Genomic DNA, 19,821 nt, shown 5'->3' with positions numbered 1-19,821 from the left:
TATATGACCAGCGGTGATCGCGGGGGATCCGCCTCGGTCCCCGGTACTCTTAGGGCGGCCCGCCGAACGGGAAGGCGTATGAAGGAGATCGTCCACACCGACGCGGCGCCCGAGGCGGTCGGGGCGTACAGCCAGGCGACGACGAACGGCGAGCTCGTGTTCACGGCCGGGCAGATCCCGCTGACGCCCGACGGCGACCTGCTCGACGACGCGCCGATCGCCGAGCAGACGGAGCGGGCACTCGACAACCTCGTCGCCGTGCTCGACGAGGCGGGCGCGGCGCCGACGGACGTGCTGAAGACGACGGTCTTCCTCGCCGACATCGACGACTTCGACGCGATGAACGAGGCGTACGCGGGCTACTTCGACGAGTCGCCGCCGGCCCGGTCGGCGGTGCAGGCGGGCGCCCTCCCGAAGGGCGTCGGCGTCGAGATCGAGGCGGTGGCCGTCGTCGAGTAGATGGGCGTCGAGGGCGACGAGGTCGGCGAGGACGGCGATGAGGGAGAGCTCCGAGAACGCCCCGAGCCCGCGGCGCGGCCGACGAGACGCGAGAGAGCTACGTCGGCGGCGCTGTGGGGACTCGTCGGCGGCTTCGCGTTCCTCGTGCTCGCGCAGGGGTTCCGGATCGTCGCGGGCGACCTCCCCGTCCGATTCGGCGGGCTGGTCGGGGTCGCCGGCGCGGTCGCCGTCGCGTCCGGCGGGATCGCCTACGCCACGGAGCACCGGTTGCGGGCGAACGCGTGAAGAGAAGGACTTAACAGTCGCAGCGGATTATCTCGGGCTGAGCCAGGATGGCCGAGTGGTAAGGCGCACGCCTGGAAAGCGTGTTCCCTTCCGGGATCGGGGGTTCAAATCCCTCTCCTGGCGTCTTTCACCGTCGCACAGCGGCCGAGGAGCGGCGCGACGAGGGAGTCTCGCGACGGCGAGATCCGACCGGATTTGAACCAGGGAGTGAAGCGAGCGAAGCGAGCGGAACGACTGGGGTTCAAATCCCTCTCCTGGCGTTTTGCGACGAACGCGACCCGCAGAGCCGCGGGGCCGTCCCCGCTCCGCCTCTCGACGTACTCGCACGCCGACACAAGACTCATATGTGTGGGTAGAGTTGACACGGGTGACGATGCCAGACACGAAATCGGGTCGCGAGCGGAAGGGAAGGAACAAGCGCCGACAGCTGGAGAGCCGCCTCAACGAACGCGAACTCGACGCCGCCGAGGAACCGCCGGAGCCGTCCCTCGACGAGGTCGACTCGGAGTACCTCGACGAGGACGAGCTCGATCGGTGAGCGCTCGCGACCGAACGCCGCCTCCGCTTTTCAGTTCGTAATCGGATCCCGCGAGAGCGACGCGTCTACGCCCTACACTCCGAGAGCGACGCGTCATCCCCTCGCCTCTGAGGTCGACGCGTCGGCGGAAGCCGCGGTTCGTCCGTCGCGGACCACTGCGTTGCGGCGGGCGGCGACGTATATAAACGAGCGAGCGCGAGCGTCCGAACCCCGGTGAGGATCCATGCTAACTATCCGCACAAATATCAGATGAGCACGCCTGAGTCGGGCGCTTTTGGCGGATCCAGAGCGGTCGATCTCGGTCCCGGCCGATCGCTTGCCAACGACGGGTTTATATAGAATCACAATCAATCAAACGCTGTATGAGCCAGCGAATGCAGCAGGGGCAGCCGATGATCATCATGGGCGAGGACGCCCAGCGCGTCAAGGATCGTGACGCACAGGAGTACAACATCTCCGCGGCGCGCGGCGTCGCCGAGTCCGTACGCTCGACGCTCGGACCGAAAGGGATGGACAAGATGCTCGTCGACTCGATGGGCGACGTCACCATCACGAACGACGGCGTCACCATCCTGCAGACGATGGACATCGACAACCCGACCGCCGAGATGATCGTCGAGGTCGCCGAGACCCAGGAGGACGAGGCCGGCGACGGCACGACGAGCGCGGTCGCCATCGCGGGCGAGCTCCTCAAGAACGCCGAGGACCTCCTCGAGCAGGACATCCACCCGACGGCCGTGATTAAGGGCTTCAACCTCGCGAGCGAGTACGCCCGCGAGCAGGTCGACGACATCGCCACGCGGGTCGACGCCGACGACACGGAGACGCTGAAGAACGTCGCCGAGACGTCGATGACCGGCAAGGGCGCCGAGCTCGACAAGGAGACGCTCGCGGACCTCGTCGTCCGCGCGATCCAGGGCGTCACCGTCGAGGCCGACGACGGCTCCCACGTCGTCGACCTCGCGAACCTCAACATCGAGACCCGCACCGGCCGCGCGGCCGGCGAGTCCGAGCTCCTCTCGGGCGCGGTGATCGACAAGGACCCCGTCCACGACGACATGCCGACCGACTTCGAGTCGGCCGACGTCCTCCTCCTCAACGACGCGATCGAAGTCGAGGAGGCCGACGTCGACACCTCCGTCAACGTCGACTCCCCCGACCAGCTCCAGAAGTTCCTCGACCAGGAGGAGAAGCAGCTGCGGGATAAGGTCGATCAGATCGTCGACAGCGGGGCCGACGTCGTCTTCTGTCAGAAGGGGATCGACGACCTCGCCCAGCACTACCTCGCGAAGGAGGGCATCCTCGCCGTCCGCCGGACGAAGAAGTCCGACCTGAGCTTCCTCAAGAACGTGCTCGGCGCGCCGATCGTCACCGACCTCGACTCGCTCACGGCCGACGACCTCGCGGTCGGCTCGGTCGAGCGCGACGAGGAGGAGGGCCTGTTCTACGTCGAGGGCGAGGACGCCCACGGCGTCACCCTCCTGCTGTACGGCACGACCGACCACGTGGTCGACGAGATCGAGCGCGGCATCGAGGACGCGATCGACGTGGTCGCGACGACCGTCTCCGACGGGCGCACTCTCCCCGGCGGCGGCGCCATCGAGGTCGAGCTCGCCCGCCGGCTCCGCGACTACGCCGACTCCGTCTCCGGCCGCGAGCAGCTCGCCGTCGAGGCGTTCGCCGACTCGCTGGAGCTGATCCCCCGCGTGCTCGCCGAGAACGCCGGGCTCGACGCCATCGACCTGCTCGTCGACCTGCGCGCGGCCCACGAGGCCGGCGACGCGCACGCCGGGCTGAACGTCTTCTCCGGCGAGGTCGAGGACACCGCCGAGGCCGGCGTCGTGGAAACGGCCCAGGCGAAAGAGCAGGCGCTCGCCTCCGCCGCCGAGGCCGCGAACCTCGTGCTGAAAATCGACGACATCATCTCCGCGGGCGACCTGTCGACCGGCGGCGACGACGACGAGGGCGGCGCCCCGGCCGGCGGCATGGGCGGCATGGGCGGCATGGGCGGTGCGATGTGACGATTCGGTAGGTCACAGTACACCCCCGACAACACCCGTTCCGACCGCGTATCGCCGTTCGAACGCGCACGCTCGCGTTCCCCCGATTCGATTTTTTAAGACTCGACCCGAAGAGCCGCGGCCCTTGTCGGTCGACCGTCACCGTCGGAGAACCGAGCAAATCGCGGCGGCGTCGTCACTACCCGACTGATAAACGAGAGAATCCGAGCGAGACCGCGGTCGGCTTACTTGCCCTGACGGTCGTTACTGGTGACGCTCGGGCGGGTCTTCTCGGTGCCCTTGCCGCGCGTGCGCTGACCGCGGCCCTTCGTGCCGGCGGAGGTGAGCCCGCGGAAGGCGCGCCCGCGGTGGTCGTCGGAGGTGATCCACCCGAGGTCGTCGTCGTTCTCGATCGCGGGGTGGGCGGGGTCCACGAGGATGACCTCGTGCCACTTCTGCGAGCCGTCCTCACCGACCCAGTAGGAGTTGAGCACGCGGAGGTTGCGGTACTTCCGCGAGGCGCGCTCCTCGGCGATGCGCTGGATCGACTTGCGGCGCGAGAGGCGGTTGACGCCCTGGCGCTTCGAGCGGCGGCCGGCCTTGTGGCGCTGCTTGCGCGAGCCGCCCTTGCGGACGCTCACGCGAGCGACGACGACGCCCTGCTTGGCCTTGTAGCCGAGTTCGCGGGCCTTGTCGAGGCGCGTGGGGCGCTCGATGCGCTCGATGGCGCCCTCGTCGCGCCACTGCTGTTTGCGCTGCCACTGCAGCTCCGCCAGTTTCCCCTCCTTGGGGGACCGCCACGCCTCCTTGATGTGCGAGTAGAAGCTTCGTGTCATATGTTGTCCGCGGACGGTTGCGATTCAGCCGCGAAGCGGCCACATGTCGTCTCGTCCCGGGGCGTCGACGACGTTGACGAGCGCCCGGCGGCGAGTGCCCGCTGTGTCCGCACCAGCGAGTTGCTCGTACTTCCCGCGGTTCGCCCTTAACCGCTTCGCTACGGCGTTCGCGTGGGTGGGCGTGGCACGCGCGAACGCGGCCGGGTCACGCGCCGACGAACAGGCCGTCGACGACCGTCTCGATCAGCGCGTCCTCGACGCGCTCGTGGGCGTCGTCGCCGTCGGCGCCGATCGGCGCGTTCCGCGAGCGCGCGGTGAACACGAGCGAGACGAACAGCTCGTCGACCAGCTCCGGATCGTCGTACCGGAACGCGTCGAGCTCGGCCCACCGGGCGGCGAACGGCATGTTCGAGTCGTACGCCGCCCGCTCGATCCCCTCGTCGCCCTCGGAGTCCGCGATCCGCTCCTGTAACGCCCGGAGCTCCCCGTCGACGATGAGCGAGGAGATGAGGGGGTTCGACCGCACCTCCGCGAGCGTGGTCTTCAGGAGGACCCGCACCTCCTCGCGCGGCGTGTCGGCCGACGCGACCGCCTCGGCGATCGACGCCTCCAGCGCCTCGCGCTCCGCGCGGAGCACCTCGACGTACAGCGCCTCCTTCGAGTCGTAGAAGCGGTAGAACGTGCTCGTCCCGATGTCGACCGCCTCGGTCACGTCCTTGACCCGCGTGCGCTCGAAGCCGAACCGCTCGAACAGCTCCCGACCCGCCGCGACCAGCTCCGCGCGGATCCGCTCGCGCTCCTCCTCGGAGAACCCGCTCATCGCCCGCCTCCGCTCCCGTCGACGCCGCCCGATCGGTGTGCGCTCATTGACCGCTCTAGGAATCCAAAAACAAAGACGTTATTGATTCGTGGATTCATGATCGGACGTGAAACGCGCGGCGACGACGCCCGGACCGGCTCGACGCGATCGGCCGACGCGGAGCCGCGACACCGGTCCGGCGCCGGTTCCGGTCGGCGCGGGTCCCGACGCGGGCCCGCGGGGCGCCGCCGCGAGGTTCGATTCAGCATGAGACGCAACACAGTTCTCGTCGCGGTCGTGGTACTGGCGCTTGTAACGAGCGGAACGGCCGGCCTCGCCGTGGGAGCGGCGCCGACCGGCGGAACGCCGACCGACGGGGCGAGCGTGACGAGCCTCGACGCGGGCGCGTCGACCGCGGCGTCGAGCGCCACCACAGCGACCGGCGGGACGGCGCCCCTCCAGACGGGAGGCGGGCTCGTCCGGGGCTCGCCAGAACTGAGCGTGACGACCCCGAGCGCGACCCTCACCCCCGGGAGAACGAACGAGCTCACCCTCCAGATCTCGAACGACGGCGACATGGACCTCGGCACCGCCCAGACCCGCGAGATCGTCACCACCGCGCGGAACGTGCGCGTGACCGCCGACGCCGGCGGGACCCCCCTGGACGTCGAGACCGGCACCCTCGCGATCGGCTCGGTCACCGAGAACCGGCCGGGCGAGGCGACCGTCGCGGTGAACGTCCCCGAGGACGTCGAGCAGGGGACCTACGAGCTCGACGTCGAGCTGGAGTACTCGTACACCTACCAGCAGTCCGGCGGCGTCACCATCGACCGCGAGGAGACCGTCGACGCCGAGGTCGACGTGCGGATCTCCGACGACGCGCGCTTCGAGGTCGTGAACGTCACGACCGACGCCCACGTCGGCGGCGAGGGGGCCCTCGAGGCCGAGATCGAGAACGTCGGCGCCGACGTCGCCCGCGACGCGACCGTCGCGTTCGAGTCCGCGAGCGGCGGCCTCGCGTTCGGCGACCGCGCCAGCGACGCCGCCCGGATCGACGAGCTGGCGCCGGGCGAGACGACGACCGTGCGGTACGACGTCGCGTTCGCGCCGGGCGCGCCCGTCCGCGAGTACGCCCTGGACGGGACCGTCAGGTTCGAGACGAGCGAAGGGCTCCAGCGCGTCGACCAGAGCGTCTCCGCCGGCGTGGTCCCCGGACCCGAACAGCGGTTCTCGGTCACCGGCGTCGACTCCGACCTGCGCGTCGGCGAGGAGGGAGAGGTCACCGGCACCGTGACGAACGAGGGCCCGAACGAGGCCCGCAACGTGGTGATCCGGTTCGCCGAGCAGTCCCAGAACGTGATCCCGATCGAGCGCAGCGTCGCGGTCGGCACGCTGGCGCCGGGCGAGTCCGGCGAGTTCCGGCTTCCGATCGAGATCGGCGAGGAGTCGAAGGCGATCGACCGGACCGCCGACATCGCGGTGCAGTACCGCAACGCCGAGTTCGAGACGCGCGCGTACCAGGACGTCGAACTGCTCTACGAGGTGCAGCCGGAACGCGATCAGTTCCTCGTGGAGGTCGAGGACCGCGAGATCGAGGCGGGCGGACAGCGCGCGCTCGAGGTGACGCTGACGAACAACCTCGACGAGCCCGTCCGAGACGTCGAGGCGCGGCTGTTCGCCGACGCGCCCCTCGACAGCGGCAACGACGAGGGGTTCGTCTCCGAGCTCGAGCCCGGCGAGTCGACGACGCTCACGTTCGACCTGTCGGCGGCCGGCTCGAGCACGGCGAAGACGTACCCGATATCGTTCGACTTCCGCTACGACGACGCGGCCGGGAACAGCCAGCTGTCGGACACGACGCGGGTGCCGATCACCGTCGTGGAGAGCGAGGGGGGACTCCCGGTGGGGCTCGGTCTCGTCGCGCTCGTCGCGGTGGTCGTGATCGGAGCCGGCGCGTACGTCCTCACGAGGGAATAGATGGGTCGAGCGGGTCAGTGGGTCGAAGCGAACGTCGAGCTGCTCAACGAGCTGATCGTCACGCGACCGCGGACCGTCGTCGCGCTGTTCCTCGTGGCGACGGCCGTCTTCGCCGGCGGGATGACCGCCGTCGAGACGCAGACCGACGCCACCGAGGGGTTCTCCGAGAACCTCCCGGAGCAGGAGGCGCTGGACGCGATTGAGACCGAGTTCGAGGAGCCGTTCGCGACCGACGGGGAGACCACCCAGCTGATCCACGACGGGACGAACGTCTTGGACCGCGAGGAGCTGCTCACGATGCTCCGGCTGTTGGAGCGCCTCGACGAGCGGGAGGACCTGCGCGTGGCGTCCGCGAACGGCCCCGCGACGATCGTCGCGCAGACGCTCGACCCGACGGCGCGGACGCCGGCCGCCCAGCGGCGCGCGGTGGAGTCGGCGACCGACGCGGAGGTCCGTCGAGCGATCCGGCGGGCGAGCGAGCGCGAGGGGTTCTCGGCCGTCGTCTCCGACGACTTCAACCCGAACGCGGCGTCCGCGTCGACGACGGTGACGGTGGTCTCCCACGACGTCCCTCGCGGGTTCGACGACTTACAGGGGCTCCAGACGGACGTCCGCGCGCTCGCGGACGACAGCCCCGCCGACGTGCGCGTGTTCGGGGCCGGGATCATCAACGCCGAGACGGGGCAGATCATCGGCGACTCGCTGCTCATCGTGATGCCCATCGTCGTGGTCCTGCTGTTGGGCTTCCTCGTCGTCGCCTACCGGGACCCGATAGACCTCGCGCTCGGGCTGTTCGCGCTGTTGATGACGCTGATCTGGACCTTCGGATTCTTAGGCTTCTCCGGGATCCCGTTCGACCAACAGCAGATCGCGGTCCCGGTGTTGCTGCTCGCGGTCGGCGTCGACTTCGGGATCCACTTCGTCAACCGCTACCGCGAGGAGACGGTGCAGGGGTACGACGCCGTCCCCGCGATGCGCATCGCGGCGAACCAGCTGGCGATCGCCTTCGTCATCGTCACCGTCACCGCGGTGTTCGGATTCGGGGCGAACGTCGCCTCCGACCTCGACCCGATCCGGAACCTCGGGATCGTCTCGGCGGTCGGGATCGTGTTCACGTTCCTGATCTTCGGGCTGTTCCTCCCGGCGGCGAAGCTGGAGGTCGACCGGCTCCGCGAGCGGTACGGCGTCCCCGAGTTCGGGTCGACGCCGATCGCCTCCGAGGAGTCCGCGCTCGGCCGGCTGCTGTCCGTCTCCGTGACGATCGGCGAGCGCGCGCCCGCGGTGTTCATCGCGGTCCTCCTCGTCGCCTCCGCGGGGCTCGGCGCGTACGGCGCGGGCATCGACACGACGTTCGAACAGGAGGACTTCCTCCCGCCGGAGGAGGAGGCGGGGTACGTGGAGTACATCCCGGAGCCGTTCGCGCCGGGCGAGTACACCGTGACGGAGACGCTGAACCTGCTAGAGGACAACTTCGCGGCGAGCCAGGATGCGTCGATAACGATATTCGTCGAGGGACCGCTACGCGAGGACCACGCCTTGGAGGCGCTCGCCGAGCCCAACAGCGATCCGCCGGGGACGCTCGCCGTCGGGCCGAACGGCGGGGCCGAGACGACGAGCATCGTGACGGTGATCCGGTCGCACGCGCGGTCCGACGAGGAGTTCGCGGCGCTGGTCGCGCGCAACGACCGGAACGGGAACGGGATCCCCGACCGCAACCTCGACCGGATCTACGAGGAGCTGTTCGACTCGCCCGCCGGGGAGCGGGCGTCGCGGTATCTCACCGACGACCGCCGCGGCGCGCAGATAGAGTACACCGTCGAGAGCGGGGCGACGCAGGGGGATATCGCCGCGGACGCGAGAGCGCAGGCGGACCGGTTCCGCTACACCGCGACCGCGACCGGCCAGATCGTCGTCTTCGACGCGATCACGGGGATCATCTTCGAGTCGGCGATCCAGGGGCTCGTCCTCGCCGTGGTGTTGACCGGCGTCTTCCTCGTGATCACGTACGGGATCTTGGAGGGGATGCCCCTGCTCGGGATCGTGAACGTGTTCCCGATCGTGATCGCCGTCGCGTCGCTGGTGGGCACGATGCGGCTGCTCGGGCTGCCGCTCAACGCCCTGACAGCGACGATCCTCTCTATCGCGATCGGGATCGGGATCGCCTACTCCGTCCACATCACCGCCCGGTTCATCGACGAGTTCAAAGAGAACGACGACGTCGCGGCCTCGCTCCGCACGACGCTGACCGGAACCGGCGGCGCGCTCACGGGCAGCATGCTCACGACGGCGCTCGGAACGGGTGCGCTCGCGCTCGCCATCACGCCCGTGCTCGGCGACTTCGGACTGCTGATCGCGTTGAGCGTCGTCTACTCGTTCGTGCTCTCGGTGGTCGCGCTGCCGCCGGCGCTGTTCCTCTGGGACGGCTATCAGAACGGCGGCTCGCTCGGCGGGCGCGCCCGCGACGTCTAACGACCGATCGCAGAGAGCGAGTCGCCCTCGCCCCGCCCGTCGCCGTCGACCGCGCCGTTCGTGCGTCGGCGACGCCCACCTCCGGGAGCGTCAACACTGTGAAACGCGTACGGTTCGGTCGGCGCGGCCGGGCGCGATCCCGACGATCTCGGGTGGGGAGTCCCGCTCGGCCGCGTCGCATTCCCCCGACGCTCCGGGAACTCGCCTCGGGCGAACGCCCGAGCGTCGATTCGCCGCGGACCGGCCCGCAGAGGCACACGCCGCGCTCGCGCGGCCCGCAGTCCGGTCGGCCGACGGCGATCGCCGCGAACCGGCCGAACCGCGGCGTCGCCCCGTGTGATATTCCCGAGAGAATCCCCGAATAAGAACTCTCTTATAAATTCGGGGAGGACGGAGCGGTATGCCCAAGATAAGCGTCGAGATTCCGGGCGAGCTGCTCGAAGACCTCGACGAGCACGTCGGCGACGACGGGAAGTTCGTGAACCGCAGCGACGCCGTCAGAGCGTCGATCCGGAAGACGCTCGACGTGCTCGACGAGATCGACGCGCGCCACGACCGGCTCGACTCCGCGAGCGACGCGGGCGACGAGGCGAGCGATGAGTAGCGGAACGCAAACGGAGACCACCGAGACCGACGGTCCCTTCGCGGCCGACCCGCTCGATCGCTCCGCGGTGGCCGCGGTCGGACTGATCACCCTCTTCGTCGTCGCGCTCGCGACCGCACAGCTCACCGCCGCGAAGGTGATCGCGCTCCCCGTACCGTTCGCGCTCCCCGTCGTCGGCGCCGAGATCGTCCTGCCGGGCGCCGCGCTCGCGTACGCGCTCACCTTCCTCGCGTCCGACTGCTACGCCGAGCTGTACGGCCGCCGCGCGACGCAGGTGGTCGTCAACGTCGCGTTCCTCGCGAACTTCCTCGTGCTCGCCCTCGTCTGGTCGACGCTCGCCGCGCCGGGCGTGAACCCCGAGGTCTCGGCCGCCTTCGAGACCGCGCTCGGGCCGGCGACGAACGTCGTCGCCGGCAGCCTGCTGGCGTACGTCGTGAGCCAGAACTGGGACGTGTTCGTCTTCCACGCGATCCGCGAGCGCACCGGCGAGCGCCTGCTGTGGCTGCGCAACGTCGCCTCGACCGCGAGCAGCCAGGCGCTCGACACCGCGATCTTCGTCGGCGTCGCCTTCTACGCCGCCCCGGTCCTGCTCGGCGTCGGTAACCCCCTCCCGGGGGGCGTCCTCCTCGCGCTCGGGCTCGGACAGTACCTCCTCAAGCTCGCCATCGCCGTCCTCGACACCCCGATCGTCTACCTCGTCGTCGGCGCGGTCCGCGAGTAGGCGACCCGACTCTCCGCCGCCGGTTATATCGCCCAGCCCCCGCCGACCGCCAGCGCCCGCGCGGGTCGCTCGGGGAGGTCCGCGGGGACGCGCTCGAAGGCGTCGCCGCCGTCGCCCGTCCGGTACAGCCCCGCGTCGTTGAGCGCCCACACCTCGCCGGGCTCCCGCCCGCTCGCGAGGACCGCCCGGAAGGTCCCCGCGCCCGTGGACATTCCCCGACCGTCGAGCCGCTCGAAGCGCGGCTCCGGAGGTGAACCGCCGCCCACCCGAGATCCGTCGGTGCGGTCCGTCGTCCGCCGGTAGAGGTACGCCTCGCCGCGGCGGTGGGCCGCGTTCGCGCCCGACGCCGCGCTCACGAGAACCGTCTCGGGGTCGCCCGGGTCGACCGCGATCCCCCAGACGTAGCCGTGGTCGAGCCCCCGAGCGACGACGCGCCACGTCTGCCCTCGGTCGCGGCTCTCCGCGAACCCGTCGCCCGCGGCCGAGTAGACCCGATCGGGCGCGTTCGGGTGCGTCGCGAGCGCGTGGTTGTCGCGCCGGGAGCCCTCGGGGCGGTCGGTCCACGTCTCGCCGCCGTCCGGCGTGACGAGGAGCGCCCCTGCCTCGACCCCCGCGAACCACCGCTCCGGGTCGGCCGGACAGGGCTCGAGACACCGGACGTGGTGGGTGTCCGGGCGCGGCGGGAACGACCACTCCGCGGCGGAGGGAGCGTCGGTCAGGCCCGCGACCGGCTCGACCGTCTCGCCGCCGTCGGTCGACCGGTATATCCGCGAGGGCTCCGTTCCGACCCAGACGACCGCGGGGTCGTGCGGGCTCGTCGCGACCGCGGTGACCGCGTCCGGCCCCGAACCGCCGGGCCCGAGCGCCTCGGCGGCGACCCGCTCGAACGTCTCGCCGCCGTCGACGGAGCGGAACAGCCCGGCGTCGAAGGTCCCGGCGAGCACGCGGGCGTCGGCGTCGGGCGAATCGCCGCCGGAGTCCCCGTCGACTGAAGTGACCGAGAGACACTCGACCGTACGACCCGCCAGCCGCTCGTCGACCTCGCCCGTCTCGGGGTCGACGACCCGAAGTCCGTCGTCGTAGGCGGCGTAGAGGCGCGCGCACATGAAGGAGAGTTCGACGCCTCGCGACAAAAGCCTTCGACGGGCGCAAGAGACTTATCGGCCGCCGCCGTGTGAACGGTAAGCATGGACCTCCGCGTGCAGGGTGACGTTCCCCCCGATCCGTTCCTCGGCGCCGCCGACCTGTTCGAGACCGAGTGCTCGCTCGCCGACCCCGTCCACGTGAAGGTGCGCGAGGACCCCGACGAGCGGACGTGGGCCGGCCACTACGACGGCTACCACGTCCTCAACGTCTCGAAGCGCGCCGCCACCAGCGCGATGGCCCGCGAGCTGGCCGTCCACGAGCTCTCGCACATGGCCCGGTACGAGGAGGGCCACGCGTCCCACGTCCAGTCGACCGAGGAGGCGCTGTACCTGGGGCTCTCCGGCGAGACGGTGGAGCGCCGCAAGCTCGCGCACTGTTACCAGATCGCGAACCACATGAAAGACATCTACGCCGACGACATCACCCTCTCCGTCGCGCCCGCGGACAAGCTCCTCGGCTTCCTCGAGTCCACCCTCGCGGCCGCGGTCGCCGACCGCCCCGCCGTCTCGCGGGACGGCTCGCCGCCCGTGACGGCCGGCGCCGACCCGGAGATCACCGCCGTCAACGCCGCGTTCGCGCTCGCCTTGGTCGAGCGCCACGACATCGCCGGGGCGGATCACCGGATCTACGACCTCGCGCGCGCCGCCGGCAGCGACACCGACGCGGTCGACGTCGACGCGTTCAAGGAACGCTTCCTCGCGCTCGGGCCCGATCCCTCCGAGAGCGACTACCGGAAGGCGCTCGTCGGCGCCGCGCGGGCGTACGCGGTATAAAAACGACTCGCGGCGGCGCGTGCCTCCGAGCGGGCCATCGGCCCGCGAGGAGCACGCGCGAGGGAGTCAGGCGCCCGAAGCAACGCGGAGGGGCGCCTGACGAGGCTGGGGAGGGGTGAGGTGCCGTGCGGTTGCAGTCGGGTGGGACTCAAAGGGCCCGCCTCGTGGCTGGGGCTTTGCGGGCGTTCACCGCTGGTCCACCGTCGACCATTATAAATAGACAAACAAGCGATCAGATCTCGTCACTGCGTCACCGACGAAACCACGCTTATAACCGTCCTATGCCGCGTCGTCGGCCGTCGTCTCCGCCTCACCGACTCCCCCGTTCTCGCCGTCGTCGACGTCGAGCACCGTCACGCGCGCCGACATGATCCGGGTGTTGTCTACACGCTCGATGCGGATCCGGACCCCGTCGAACTCGATCTCCTCGCCCTCCTCGACGAGCCGGCCGGCGCGGTTGAAGACGAAGCCGGCGAGCGTCTCGAACTCCTCGCCCTCGGGGAGGTCGATGTCGAGGATCTCGTTGACCTCGTCGATGTTCACCTCGCCTTGGACGACGGCGACGTTCTCCTCTAAGAACTCGACGGGCGCCTCCTCGTCGCCCTCCAGGATCTCGCCGACGATCTCCTCGACCATGTCTTCGAGGGTGATGATCCCCTCCGTGGTACCGAACTCGTCGATGACGGTGACCATCTGGAGGCGGTTGTCCTGCATCTCCGCGAGCAGCTCGTCGGCGTTCTTCGACTCGGGGACGTGCAGCGTCGGCTTGACGACCCGCGCCAGCGAGGGCTCGCCCTCGGAGTAGCGGAGCTCGCGGACCAGGTCCCGGACGGTCACCACGCCGATGATGTTGTCGAGGTTCCCCTCGTAGACGGGGACGCGCTCGTGGTCCGCCTGGATGCACGTCTCGATCGCCTCCTCGACGGACTGCTCTTTCGCGACCGCGGTGACGTCGAGGCGAGGCGTCATCACCTCCTTGGCGATGGTGTTGTTGAACCGGAAGATGCGGTCGAGCATCTCCCGCTCCTCCTCCTCGATGACGCCCTCGCGCTCGCCCGTCTCGATGATGTCCTGTATCTCGTCGCGGGTGACGTACGTCGACTCGATCGCCGCCGACCCCCCGATGACGCTGTTGACGCCTTTCACGATGTAGTCGAACAGCACCACGAGCGGGTAGAGCGCGTACTCCGAGGCCTTCAGCGGGCGCGCGATCTTGAGCGCCCACGACTCGGTGTTCTCGACGGCGTACGACTTGGGCGCGCTCTCGCCGAAGATCAGCACCAGCGTCGTGATCCCGAACGTCGTCGCCAGGACGGACTGCCCGCTGGAGAGGTAGAATCCGAACAGCGCGGTCGCGATGGAGGTCATCGCGACGTTGACGATGTTGTTGCCGACGAGGATCGTCACCAGCAGCCGGTGCGGGTTCTCCTTCATGTCGCGGATCGTCTTCGCGCCCGTGACCCCCTCGTCGACGAGGCTGTCCACGCGGTGTTGCGGCAGCGAGAACATCGCGATCTCCGACGAGGAGAAGAACGCGGACAGGCCGATCAGCGTCAGGATGGCGAGGATGCCGAGGATCGTCACCGCGTTCTCCCCCGGCATCGGCAGCTGTAGCAGATCGGCCGTCAGCGTGCTCGGCGGCAAGCCCATGTTCATTCGTCTTCCGGCGGCGGATGGTTAAAGGATTACCTTCGACACCCCGGGTGGCCGAACGATCCGACGGATCGACGGCGAAATCGGACGAGTCACGGAGCGTGCCGCGGCCGACACGATTACACGTCCCGCGGCCGAACCGATCGCCATGACGGAGCCACAGATCACCCTGTACAGGCTGCAGGCGTGCCCCTACTGCGAGCGCGTCGTCCGGACCCTGAACCGGTTCGGGCTGGAGTACGAGTCCCGGTACGTCGAGCCGATGCACTCGGAGCGGAACGTCGTGAAGCGCGTCTCCGGCGCCCGGAGCGTCCCGGCGATCGTCGACCGCGAGACCGGCGTGACGATGTCCGAGAGCGCGAACATCGTGGAGTACCTGGAAGGGACGTACGGCGACGCGGCGACCGATGGGGGCCGCGCAGCCGACGACGCGGCGACCGACGGGGGCCGCGCGGTCGACGCCGAGGGAGGTGCCTGAGATGCCCGACTTCGACGTCGTCTCGCTGCCCGAGACGGACCACGTCGCCGAGGGCGACGCCGCCCCCGACTTCACCCGACCTCTCGTGAACGAGGAGTACTGGGAGGACCGCTCGCTCGACGGCGTCGTCGGCGGGCCGACGCTCCTCGTCTTCCACCCGATGGACGGCGCCTTCCAGGCGACGTACCTCTACAACACGATCGACGACCACGGGTGGGCGGACGACCTCGACGTCCTCGGCCTCTCGATCTCGTCGCCGTACGCCCACAAGCGCCTGCTCGCCGAGCGCGGCGAGGGCGTCCGGATCTTCTCGGACCCCGGCGCGGGCGTGATCGAGGAGTACGGCGTCGCCCACGACATCGACGCCATGACCGGGATCACCGAGACGCGCCCCGCCGTGTTCCTCCTCGACGCCGACCGCACCGTCGAGTACGCGTGGGTCGCGAGCGAACACCCCGAGTTCCCCGACGCCGAGGAGATCGACGACGCGATCGAGCGGCTCGTCGACTGAGGCCCCGTCGACGCCGACTCGACTGAAACCGCCGTCGACGCCGACGCGTCTCGCGTGCGGCCGCGTCGTCCACACACGTCATCCTTTTTTAAACTGCAGTCGAACGTTCGCGTATGACGGACGACGCCGAGGACCGGGAGCCTCGCACCGGGTCCGATCCGGACCCCGGACGCGACGCGGCGAATCGCCGGGAAGACGTGCGGCGCGCGGTCGCGGCGGTCGCCGACGGCGAGCTCGTCGTCTATCCCACGGAGACGGTGTACGGGCTCGGCGGCGACGCGCTCGACCCGGACGCCGTCGAGCGCGTGTTCGACCTGAAGGGCCGCGACCGGTCGAACCCGCTCTCACTGGGCGTCGCGAGCGTCGACGACGCGCTCCGCTACGCCCGCCCGACGGAGTTCGCGGTCGCGTTCGCCCGGGCGTTCCTCCCCGGTCCCGTGACGGTCGTCGTCGAGCGCGGCGACGCGGTCCCCGACGCGCTCACCGCCGGGAGCGACCGAGTCGGGATCCGCGTCCCCGACCAGCCGGTCGCGCGGGCGCTCCTCCGGGAGACCGGCCCGCTCACCGCGACGAGCGCGAACGTCTCCGGGACCGGCAGCGTCACCCGCCTCGAGGACCTCGACGACCGGATCCGGGAGGGCGTCGGGGCGGTGATCGACGACGGCGAGACGCCCGGGACTGAGAGCACCGTCGTCGACCCGGAGGCGGGAACGATTCACCGCCGGGGCTCGATGGCCGGTGCTATCGAGGCGTGGCTGGCGGACCCGCCGGTGTAACGCGGGAGTAGGAGTAGAACAGACCGCGAGCCTCAGACCGCGAGCTCGCCCTTCTCGCTCAGCACCTCGACCTCCTCGGCGTCGACCGCGTCGACGTCGAGCCAGTGAGGAACGTACTCGCGTTTGTCGTACGCCTCGCGCTCGTCCTCGGTGCCGACGGTACACCAGAGCTGGGGCTCGTCCGGGCCGTGCCAGCCGCCCTGCACGTTGATGCCGAAACAGACCAGCTCCTCGCCCTCGTACTCTATCACCGCGTCCCGCCGGATCCCGGGGTCGCCGCGAATGATGAGGTGTTGCATGTCCCGTCGTTCGCGGGTTCCGTGCTTAATCGCTTCGATACGGGAGGTCGTCGGCCTCGAAGACCGATGAGGCCGCGTCGCTGAATCCGATGACGGCGGTGTCCACAGGCGCGGCGAGGAGACGACGCGTCGGACTGACTGCCGTTAATTGCTAACACATGACACAGCACGCCGCCTCGCGGTTTCCGGTTCGGGGGCGCGCGGGACCACACCCTCGCGAAGCAGCGGGTTACGCCGACCAAACCCGCGTTTATCAGGAGTATAACCAACGGGTCGACACCCGTCCGGCCGGTATGAATCCGGCGACTGTACAGCGACGAAGCGACGAAATCCTCGACGGGATCGCCGCGGCCGTGGTCACCGAGCGGGCGACGCTGAAGACCGTTCTCGTTGGGGTGCTCTCCGACGGCCACGTCCTGCTCGAGGACGTCCCGGGAACCGGAAAGACGCTCACGGCTCGGTCGTTCGCGAACGCGGTCGACGTCTCCTTTTCGCGCATTCAGTTCACCCCCGACCTGCTGCCGTCCGACGTCATCGGCTCGAACATCTTCGACGAGAAGGCCCGGAGCTTCGAGTTCCAGCCGGGGCCGGTGTTCGCGAACGTCGTGCTTGCGGACGAGATCAACCGAGCCCCGCCGAAGACGCAGGCTGCGCTCTTGGAGGCGATGGAGGAGGGGCAGGTCACCGTCGACGGCGAGACCCACCCGCTCCCTGACCCGTTCGTCGTCGTCGCCACGCAGAACCCCGTCGAGATGGACGGGACCTTCGAGCTCCCGGCCGCCCAGAAGGACCGATTCATCGTCAAGACCAGCCTCGGCTACCCCGACCGAGCCGGCGAGCTCGAACTGATCGACCGCCGCGCGGGTCGAGAGGCCTCCTCGCCATCAGTCCGAACGGTCTGTTCGCTTGACACGCTCACTCAGCTCCGACGCGTTCCGGAGTCGGTTCGCGTGGAGAGCGGCGTTCGGGAATACCTCGTCGACGTCGCCCGCGCGACGCGAACGGACGAGCGCGTGAACACGGGCGTGTCGCCGCGGGGGATTCAGCGGTTCTTCGAGGTCGTGAGAACCCACGCCGCGCTCATGGGTCGGACCTACGCGACGCCGGACGACGTGAAGGCGATGGCGCCGTCCGCGTTGTCCCACCGGATAGTGGTGACCCCCGACGCGCGCGTTTCGGGCGTCTCGACGACCGAGATCGTCGACGATATCCTCTCGGATATGCCGGTGCCGCAGCTTCGCGCCTGAGCGGTACGACTGCACGCTCGAGATCGACTCGCTCGTCCCGGTCGACCCCGTCGACTCGGCCGGCGCTGCCAATTCGGAGAGACGCCGACGGGTCCCGTACCGGACGCTCGTCCCGGCGTGACACCGACCGACGAGCGCGGGCTACCGGTCGGAGCCGAGGACCAGGATCACGCTGCCCGCGACGAGCGCGACGAGCGCGCCGAACGGGAGGCCGTCGATGTCGAGACCGGCCACCCCGAGCACGACCGCGACGGCACCCGCGCCGACGCCCGCGGCGACCCCCACGTGAGCGAGTTCGGTCCGAACGGTCCTCGCGCCGCGCTGAACGCCGATCTGCCCGCCCACGGATACCGCGTTCTCGGCCGCGTCCCACGCGAGGATCGTCGCGAGCGTCGCGAGCAGGAGCGCGGTGGTTCCCACCCCCTGCGTCACTCCCGTCACGAGGACGCCGAGGAACACGAAGCCGGTGCCGACGTCTATCAGGGCCCGACTCCATCCGAACCGAACCGGCGCGAGAGCCGCTGAAAGCGTCCACAAACCCACGATTCCGGGGAGCAACTCGATCCGGTGGGTGACCTGCGGGGGCTGCGTGACCGCCCGTCCCATCGCGACGAGAACGACGAGCCCCCCACCCAGCGCGACCAGCGCACCCAGGACCCCGAGGGCCGTCCCGCCGTGACGAGCCGATCGTCCGCCGATCCCGAAGGCGAGGACGCCGACGAGGGCGAGCCGAAGGATCTCCCGTTGGAGGGTCGTGTCGGCGACGAGCGCCGCGGCGACGCTGCCGGCAGCGATGGCGATGACGCTGCTCCCGACCGCCGGTCGGCGAACGAACCGAGCGGTTACCCCGTCGGACACCGCCGTCGCTTCCGTCGCATCTGACGCCGTCACCGGCCCCTCCCCTCGATGGTCGACATCGCAGCACCCAGCGACTGGTCGGGCGTCCAGTCCACGACGGGGATTCCCGCGTTCCGTAGTACGCTCAGCCGCTGCGTCCGCTCCAGTCGGGCGAGCCGCCCGCCCGTGGTCTCCCCCGTGGTGACGTCCGGACTGACGACCGTGACGGCGGTCCCACCGCTCTCGAACCGCTGGGCGATGCGGGAGGCCTCGTCGTCACACAGCGGCGTGATCAACACGACCTGCGTGTTCGGCCCGAACTCGGCCCGAATTCTGGACAGCTGGGTGTCGATCGGTACGGTCTCGTCGGCACCCGCGCCAGTGCCGTTCGGGCCGTCTCCAGTACCGAGCCGAGACGGGGCTTCCCCGCCCTCACGCTCGGCCGTGCGCGCCGCGTTCGGCGGGTCCAGCTTGAAGGCCGGAGCCGTCGCCAGCCGACGGCGGAACCGGTTGGCGTGCTCGCGACCGCTCCGGGCCGGAAGCACGCAAACGTGCCGTCCGAACCCGGCCAGTCCGACCCGGTGATTCGCGTCGAACAGCGCGTCGCCGATGCGGTCGGCCGCGTCGACGGCCAGCGCGACTGCGTGGGGTTCGGTCGCGTCCGCGGCCCGATACGACGCGGGTCGCGCGTCCACGCACACCACCACTTCCGCGAGCCGTTCGGTGCGGAACGTCAATGAGGTGAGTTCGCCCGTCCGCGCGTATCGGCGCCAGTCGATCCGGTTCGCGGGGTCCCCGCGCCGGTACTTCTCGACGGAGTGAAACTCGATCCCCTCGCCCCCGTCGTCGGTGACTAACGGACCCGGATAGTGACCGCTCTGTGCGCGCAGCGGGACCGTCGGGACCGCTGCCGCACACTCGAAGGAACTCGCCTCGGTGAGCGAGCTTTCGACCTCTACCGACCCGCTCGCGTCGCGACAGAGCACAGTCGTCGGCTGGAACACGTGACGACCCGGGCGCGCCCGGAGGTCGTAGCGTACCGTCACCTCTCCGCCCGGGAGCAGCGCCGCCGCACGCCGCGGCGATCCGTCCGAAACCGAGAGCATCGGCGGGGTCCCGTCGACGATCCGGACGTCGGCGAGCGGCACGTCCCCCTCGTTCGTGATCGTCGTCCGCACTGACACCCTCTCACCGTCCTCCGGCGATATCGGATCTATCTCTCGTCGAATGGACAGATCGGGGTCGGGAACCGCGGTAACTCGCGGGTAGGCGGCGTACGCGCCGGCGAGAGCGCCGACCAGCAACAGCGGAGGTCGTTCCGCGAGGACGCCGACCGCCACCGCGAGGAGCGCGACGGCGGCGATCCCCCGCCAGCGACCGGTCCGCCGAACCGACGACGGTCGGCCCGCCTCG

General features: G+C 69.9%; 20 protein-coding genes and 1 tRNA gene. 14 read left to right on the top strand and 7 right to left on the bottom strand.

Annotated features, from left to right (window positions below):
- Positions 1-78 precede the first annotated feature (78 nt).
- The 5 genes from B4V04_RS06840 (at position 79) to thsB (ending at position 3,303) form a co-directional block, all read left to right on the top strand.
- A complete protein-coding gene (locus B4V04_RS06840) occupies positions 79-459 on the top strand; it encodes a Rid family detoxifying hydrolase (RefSeq protein ID WP_144799684.1) in 381 nt (126 codons plus the stop codon).
- Positions 460-744, top strand: a complete 285-nt coding sequence (locus B4V04_RS06835) for a DUF7981 family protein (RefSeq protein WP_498230311.1) — start codon at positions 460-462, stop codon at positions 742-744. It abuts the gene before it with no gap.
- Between the two features lie 41 nt (positions 745-785).
- Positions 786-867: transfer RNA gene (locus B4V04_RS06830), tRNA-Ser, on the top strand.
- 250 nt (positions 868-1,117) lie between these two features.
- Positions 1,118-1,282, top strand: a complete 165-nt coding sequence (locus B4V04_RS06825; protein ID WP_498230310.1) for a hypothetical protein — start codon at positions 1,118-1,120, stop codon at positions 1,280-1,282.
- A 374-nt stretch (positions 1,283-1,656) separates the two neighbouring features.
- Positions 1,657-3,303 carry a thermosome subunit beta gene (gene thsB, locus B4V04_RS06820; RefSeq protein WP_498230835.1) on the top strand — a complete coding sequence of 549 codons (1,647 nt, stop codon included), beginning with the start codon at positions 1,657-1,659 and terminating at the stop codon, positions 3,301-3,303.
- A gap of 224 nt (positions 3,304-3,527) precedes the next feature.
- Here the strand turns inward: thsB and B4V04_RS06815 are convergent, their stop codons facing one another.
- Both B4V04_RS06815 and B4V04_RS06810 read right to left on the bottom strand, forming a co-directional pair.
- Positions 3,528-4,118 (bottom strand): 50S ribosomal protein L15e, encoded by a 591-nt coding sequence (locus B4V04_RS06815; protein WP_498230308.1) that lies wholly within the window; start codon positions 4,116-4,118, stop codon positions 3,528-3,530.
- 205 nt (positions 4,119-4,323) lie between these two features.
- Positions 4,324-4,938 (bottom strand): TetR/AcrR family transcriptional regulator, encoded by a 615-nt coding sequence (locus B4V04_RS06810; RefSeq protein WP_498230306.1) that lies wholly within the window; start codon positions 4,936-4,938, stop codon positions 4,324-4,326.
- Between the two features lie 246 nt (positions 4,939-5,184).
- Between B4V04_RS06810 and B4V04_RS06805 the strand changes: the two genes are divergently transcribed.
- From B4V04_RS06805 to B4V04_RS06790, 4 genes are all read left to right on the top strand, one after another.
- Entirely contained in the window at positions 5,185-6,894 is a 1,710-nt protein-coding gene (locus B4V04_RS06805; protein ID WP_498230305.1) for a COG1361 S-layer family protein, read from the top strand.
- Complete coding sequence (locus B4V04_RS06800) at positions 6,895-9,363, top strand: efflux RND transporter permease subunit (RefSeq protein WP_498230303.1); 2,469 nt, start codon at positions 6,895-6,897, stop codon at positions 9,361-9,363.
- A 400-nt stretch (positions 9,364-9,763) separates the two neighbouring features.
- Positions 9,764-9,967, top strand: coding sequence for a ribbon-helix-helix domain-containing protein (locus B4V04_RS06795; RefSeq protein ID WP_498230301.1), 204 nt, complete (start codon positions 9,764-9,766; stop codon positions 9,965-9,967).
- A complete protein-coding gene (locus B4V04_RS06790) occupies positions 9,960-10,688 on the top strand; it encodes a queuosine precursor transporter (protein WP_498230299.1) in 729 nt (242 codons plus the stop codon). Before B4V04_RS06795 ends, B4V04_RS06790 begins: the two co-directional genes overlap by 8 nt.
- A gap of 23 nt (positions 10,689-10,711) precedes the next feature.
- On the opposite strand, the gene B4V04_RS06785 is transcribed toward B4V04_RS06790, so the two are convergent.
- A complete protein-coding gene (locus B4V04_RS06785; protein ID WP_498230297.1) occupies positions 10,712-11,794 on the bottom strand; it encodes a WD40/YVTN/BNR-like repeat-containing protein in 1,083 nt (360 codons plus the stop codon).
- Between the two features lie 81 nt (positions 11,795-11,875).
- Between B4V04_RS06785 and B4V04_RS06780 the strand changes: the two genes are divergently transcribed.
- Entirely contained in the window at positions 11,876-12,607 is a 732-nt protein-coding gene (locus tag B4V04_RS06780; protein ID WP_498230295.1) for a DUF5781 family protein, read from the top strand.
- 279 nt (positions 12,608-12,886) lie between these two features.
- On the opposite strand, the gene B4V04_RS06775 is transcribed toward B4V04_RS06780, so the two are convergent.
- Positions 12,887-14,257, bottom strand: a complete 1,371-nt coding sequence (locus B4V04_RS06775; protein ID WP_498230293.1) for a hemolysin family protein — start codon at positions 14,255-14,257, stop codon at positions 12,887-12,889.
- 151 nt (positions 14,258-14,408) lie between these two features.
- On the opposite strand from B4V04_RS06775, the gene B4V04_RS06770 reads away from it, so the two are divergent.
- The 3 genes from B4V04_RS06770 (at position 14,409) to B4V04_RS06760 (ending at position 16,025) form a co-directional block, all read left to right on the top strand.
- Positions 14,409-14,738: a glutaredoxin family protein gene (locus tag B4V04_RS06770; RefSeq protein ID WP_498230292.1), complete on the top strand. Its 330-nt coding sequence runs from the start codon at positions 14,409-14,411 to the stop codon at positions 14,736-14,738.
- A 1-nt stretch (position 14,739) separates the two neighbouring features.
- Positions 14,740-15,249 carry a redoxin domain-containing protein gene (locus B4V04_RS06765; protein WP_498230290.1) on the top strand — a complete coding sequence of 170 codons (510 nt, stop codon included), beginning with the start codon at positions 14,740-14,742 and terminating at the stop codon, positions 15,247-15,249.
- A 113-nt stretch (positions 15,250-15,362) separates the two neighbouring features.
- Positions 15,363-16,025: an L-threonylcarbamoyladenylate synthase gene (locus tag B4V04_RS06760; protein WP_498230288.1), complete on the top strand. Its 663-nt coding sequence runs from the start codon at positions 15,363-15,365 to the stop codon at positions 16,023-16,025.
- 32 nt (positions 16,026-16,057) lie between these two features.
- Here B4V04_RS06760 and B4V04_RS06755 read toward each other — a convergent pair whose 3' ends face one another.
- Positions 16,058-16,324 carry an HAH_0734 family protein gene (locus tag B4V04_RS06755; RefSeq protein WP_144799697.1) on the bottom strand — a complete coding sequence of 89 codons (267 nt, stop codon included), beginning with the start codon at positions 16,322-16,324 and terminating at the stop codon, positions 16,058-16,060.
- A 293-nt stretch (positions 16,325-16,617) separates the two neighbouring features.
- Here B4V04_RS06755 and B4V04_RS06750 point away from each other — a divergent pair, with 293 nt between their 5' ends.
- On the top strand, positions 16,618-17,571 hold the full coding sequence (locus B4V04_RS06750) for an AAA family ATPase (protein ID WP_498230286.1): 954 nt from the start codon (positions 16,618-16,620) through the stop codon (positions 17,569-17,571).
- A 141-nt stretch (positions 17,572-17,712) separates the two neighbouring features.
- Here the strand turns inward: B4V04_RS06750 and B4V04_RS06745 are convergent, their stop codons facing one another.
- Together B4V04_RS06745 and B4V04_RS06740 are read right to left on the bottom strand one after the other, a co-directional pair.
- Positions 17,713-18,462, bottom strand: coding sequence for a DUF7519 family protein (locus tag B4V04_RS06745; RefSeq protein WP_498230284.1), 750 nt, complete (start codon positions 18,460-18,462; stop codon positions 17,713-17,715).
- Complete coding sequence (locus tag B4V04_RS06740; protein WP_498230282.1) at positions 18,459-19,592, bottom strand: DUF58 domain-containing protein; 1,134 nt, start codon at positions 19,590-19,592, stop codon at positions 18,459-18,461. The genes B4V04_RS06745 and B4V04_RS06740 overlap by 4 nt, the downstream gene beginning before the upstream one ends.
- Between the last annotated feature and the right edge of the window lie 229 nt (positions 19,593-19,821).

This window comes from Halorubrum sp. B52 (assembly GCF_059752555.1).
This window is presented reverse-complemented; position numbering and strand designations above follow the sequence as displayed.

What these genes read in the sequence shown, in the direction of transcription:
- B4V04_RS06840 (WP_144799684.1), top strand. Translation starts at nt 79, where the DNA reads ATGAAGGAGATCGTCCACACCGACGCGGCGCCCGAGGCGGTCGGGGCG.
- B4V04_RS06835 (WP_498230311.1), top strand. Translation starts at nt 460, where the DNA reads ATGGGCGTCGAGGGCGACGAGGTCGGCGAGGACGGCGATGAGGGAGAG.
- B4V04_RS06825 (WP_498230310.1), top strand. Translation starts at nt 1,118, where the DNA reads ATGCCAGACACGAAATCGGGTCGCGAGCGGAAGGGAAGGAACAAGCGC.
- thsB (WP_498230835.1), top strand. Translation starts at nt 1,657, where the DNA reads ATGCAGCAGGGGCAGCCGATGATCATCATGGGCGAGGACGCCCAGCGC.
- B4V04_RS06815 (WP_498230308.1), bottom strand. Translation starts at nt 4,118, where the DNA reads ATGACACGAAGCTTCTACTCGCACATCAAGGAGGCGTGGCGGTCCCCC.
- B4V04_RS06810 (WP_498230306.1), bottom strand. Translation starts at nt 4,938, where the DNA reads ATGAGCGGGTTCTCCGAGGAGGAGCGCGAGCGGATCCGCGCGGAGCTG.
- B4V04_RS06805 (WP_498230305.1), top strand. Translation starts at nt 5,185, where the DNA reads ATGAGACGCAACACAGTTCTCGTCGCGGTCGTGGTACTGGCGCTTGTA.
- B4V04_RS06800 (WP_498230303.1), top strand. Translation starts at nt 6,895, where the DNA reads ATGGGTCGAGCGGGTCAGTGGGTCGAAGCGAACGTCGAGCTGCTCAAC.
- B4V04_RS06795 (WP_498230301.1), top strand. Translation starts at nt 9,764, where the DNA reads ATGCCCAAGATAAGCGTCGAGATTCCGGGCGAGCTGCTCGAAGACCTC.
- B4V04_RS06790 (WP_498230299.1), top strand. Translation starts at nt 9,960, where the DNA reads ATGAGTAGCGGAACGCAAACGGAGACCACCGAGACCGACGGTCCCTTC.
- B4V04_RS06785 (WP_498230297.1), bottom strand. Translation starts at nt 11,794, where the DNA reads ATGTGCGCGCGCCTCTACGCCGCCTACGACGACGGACTTCGGGTCGTC.
- B4V04_RS06780 (WP_498230295.1), top strand. Translation starts at nt 11,876, where the DNA reads ATGGACCTCCGCGTGCAGGGTGACGTTCCCCCCGATCCGTTCCTCGGC.
- B4V04_RS06775 (WP_498230293.1), bottom strand. Translation starts at nt 14,257, where the DNA reads ATGGGCTTGCCGCCGAGCACGCTGACGGCCGATCTGCTACAGCTGCCG.
- B4V04_RS06770 (WP_498230292.1), top strand. Translation starts at nt 14,409, where the DNA reads ATGACGGAGCCACAGATCACCCTGTACAGGCTGCAGGCGTGCCCCTAC.
- B4V04_RS06765 (WP_498230290.1), top strand. Translation starts at nt 14,740, where the DNA reads ATGCCCGACTTCGACGTCGTCTCGCTGCCCGAGACGGACCACGTCGCC.
- B4V04_RS06760 (WP_498230288.1), top strand. Translation starts at nt 15,363, where the DNA reads ATGACGGACGACGCCGAGGACCGGGAGCCTCGCACCGGGTCCGATCCG.
- B4V04_RS06755 (WP_144799697.1), bottom strand. Translation starts at nt 16,324, where the DNA reads ATGCAACACCTCATCATTCGCGGCGACCCCGGGATCCGGCGGGACGCG.
- B4V04_RS06750 (WP_498230286.1), top strand. Translation starts at nt 16,618, where the DNA reads ATGAATCCGGCGACTGTACAGCGACGAAGCGACGAAATCCTCGACGGG.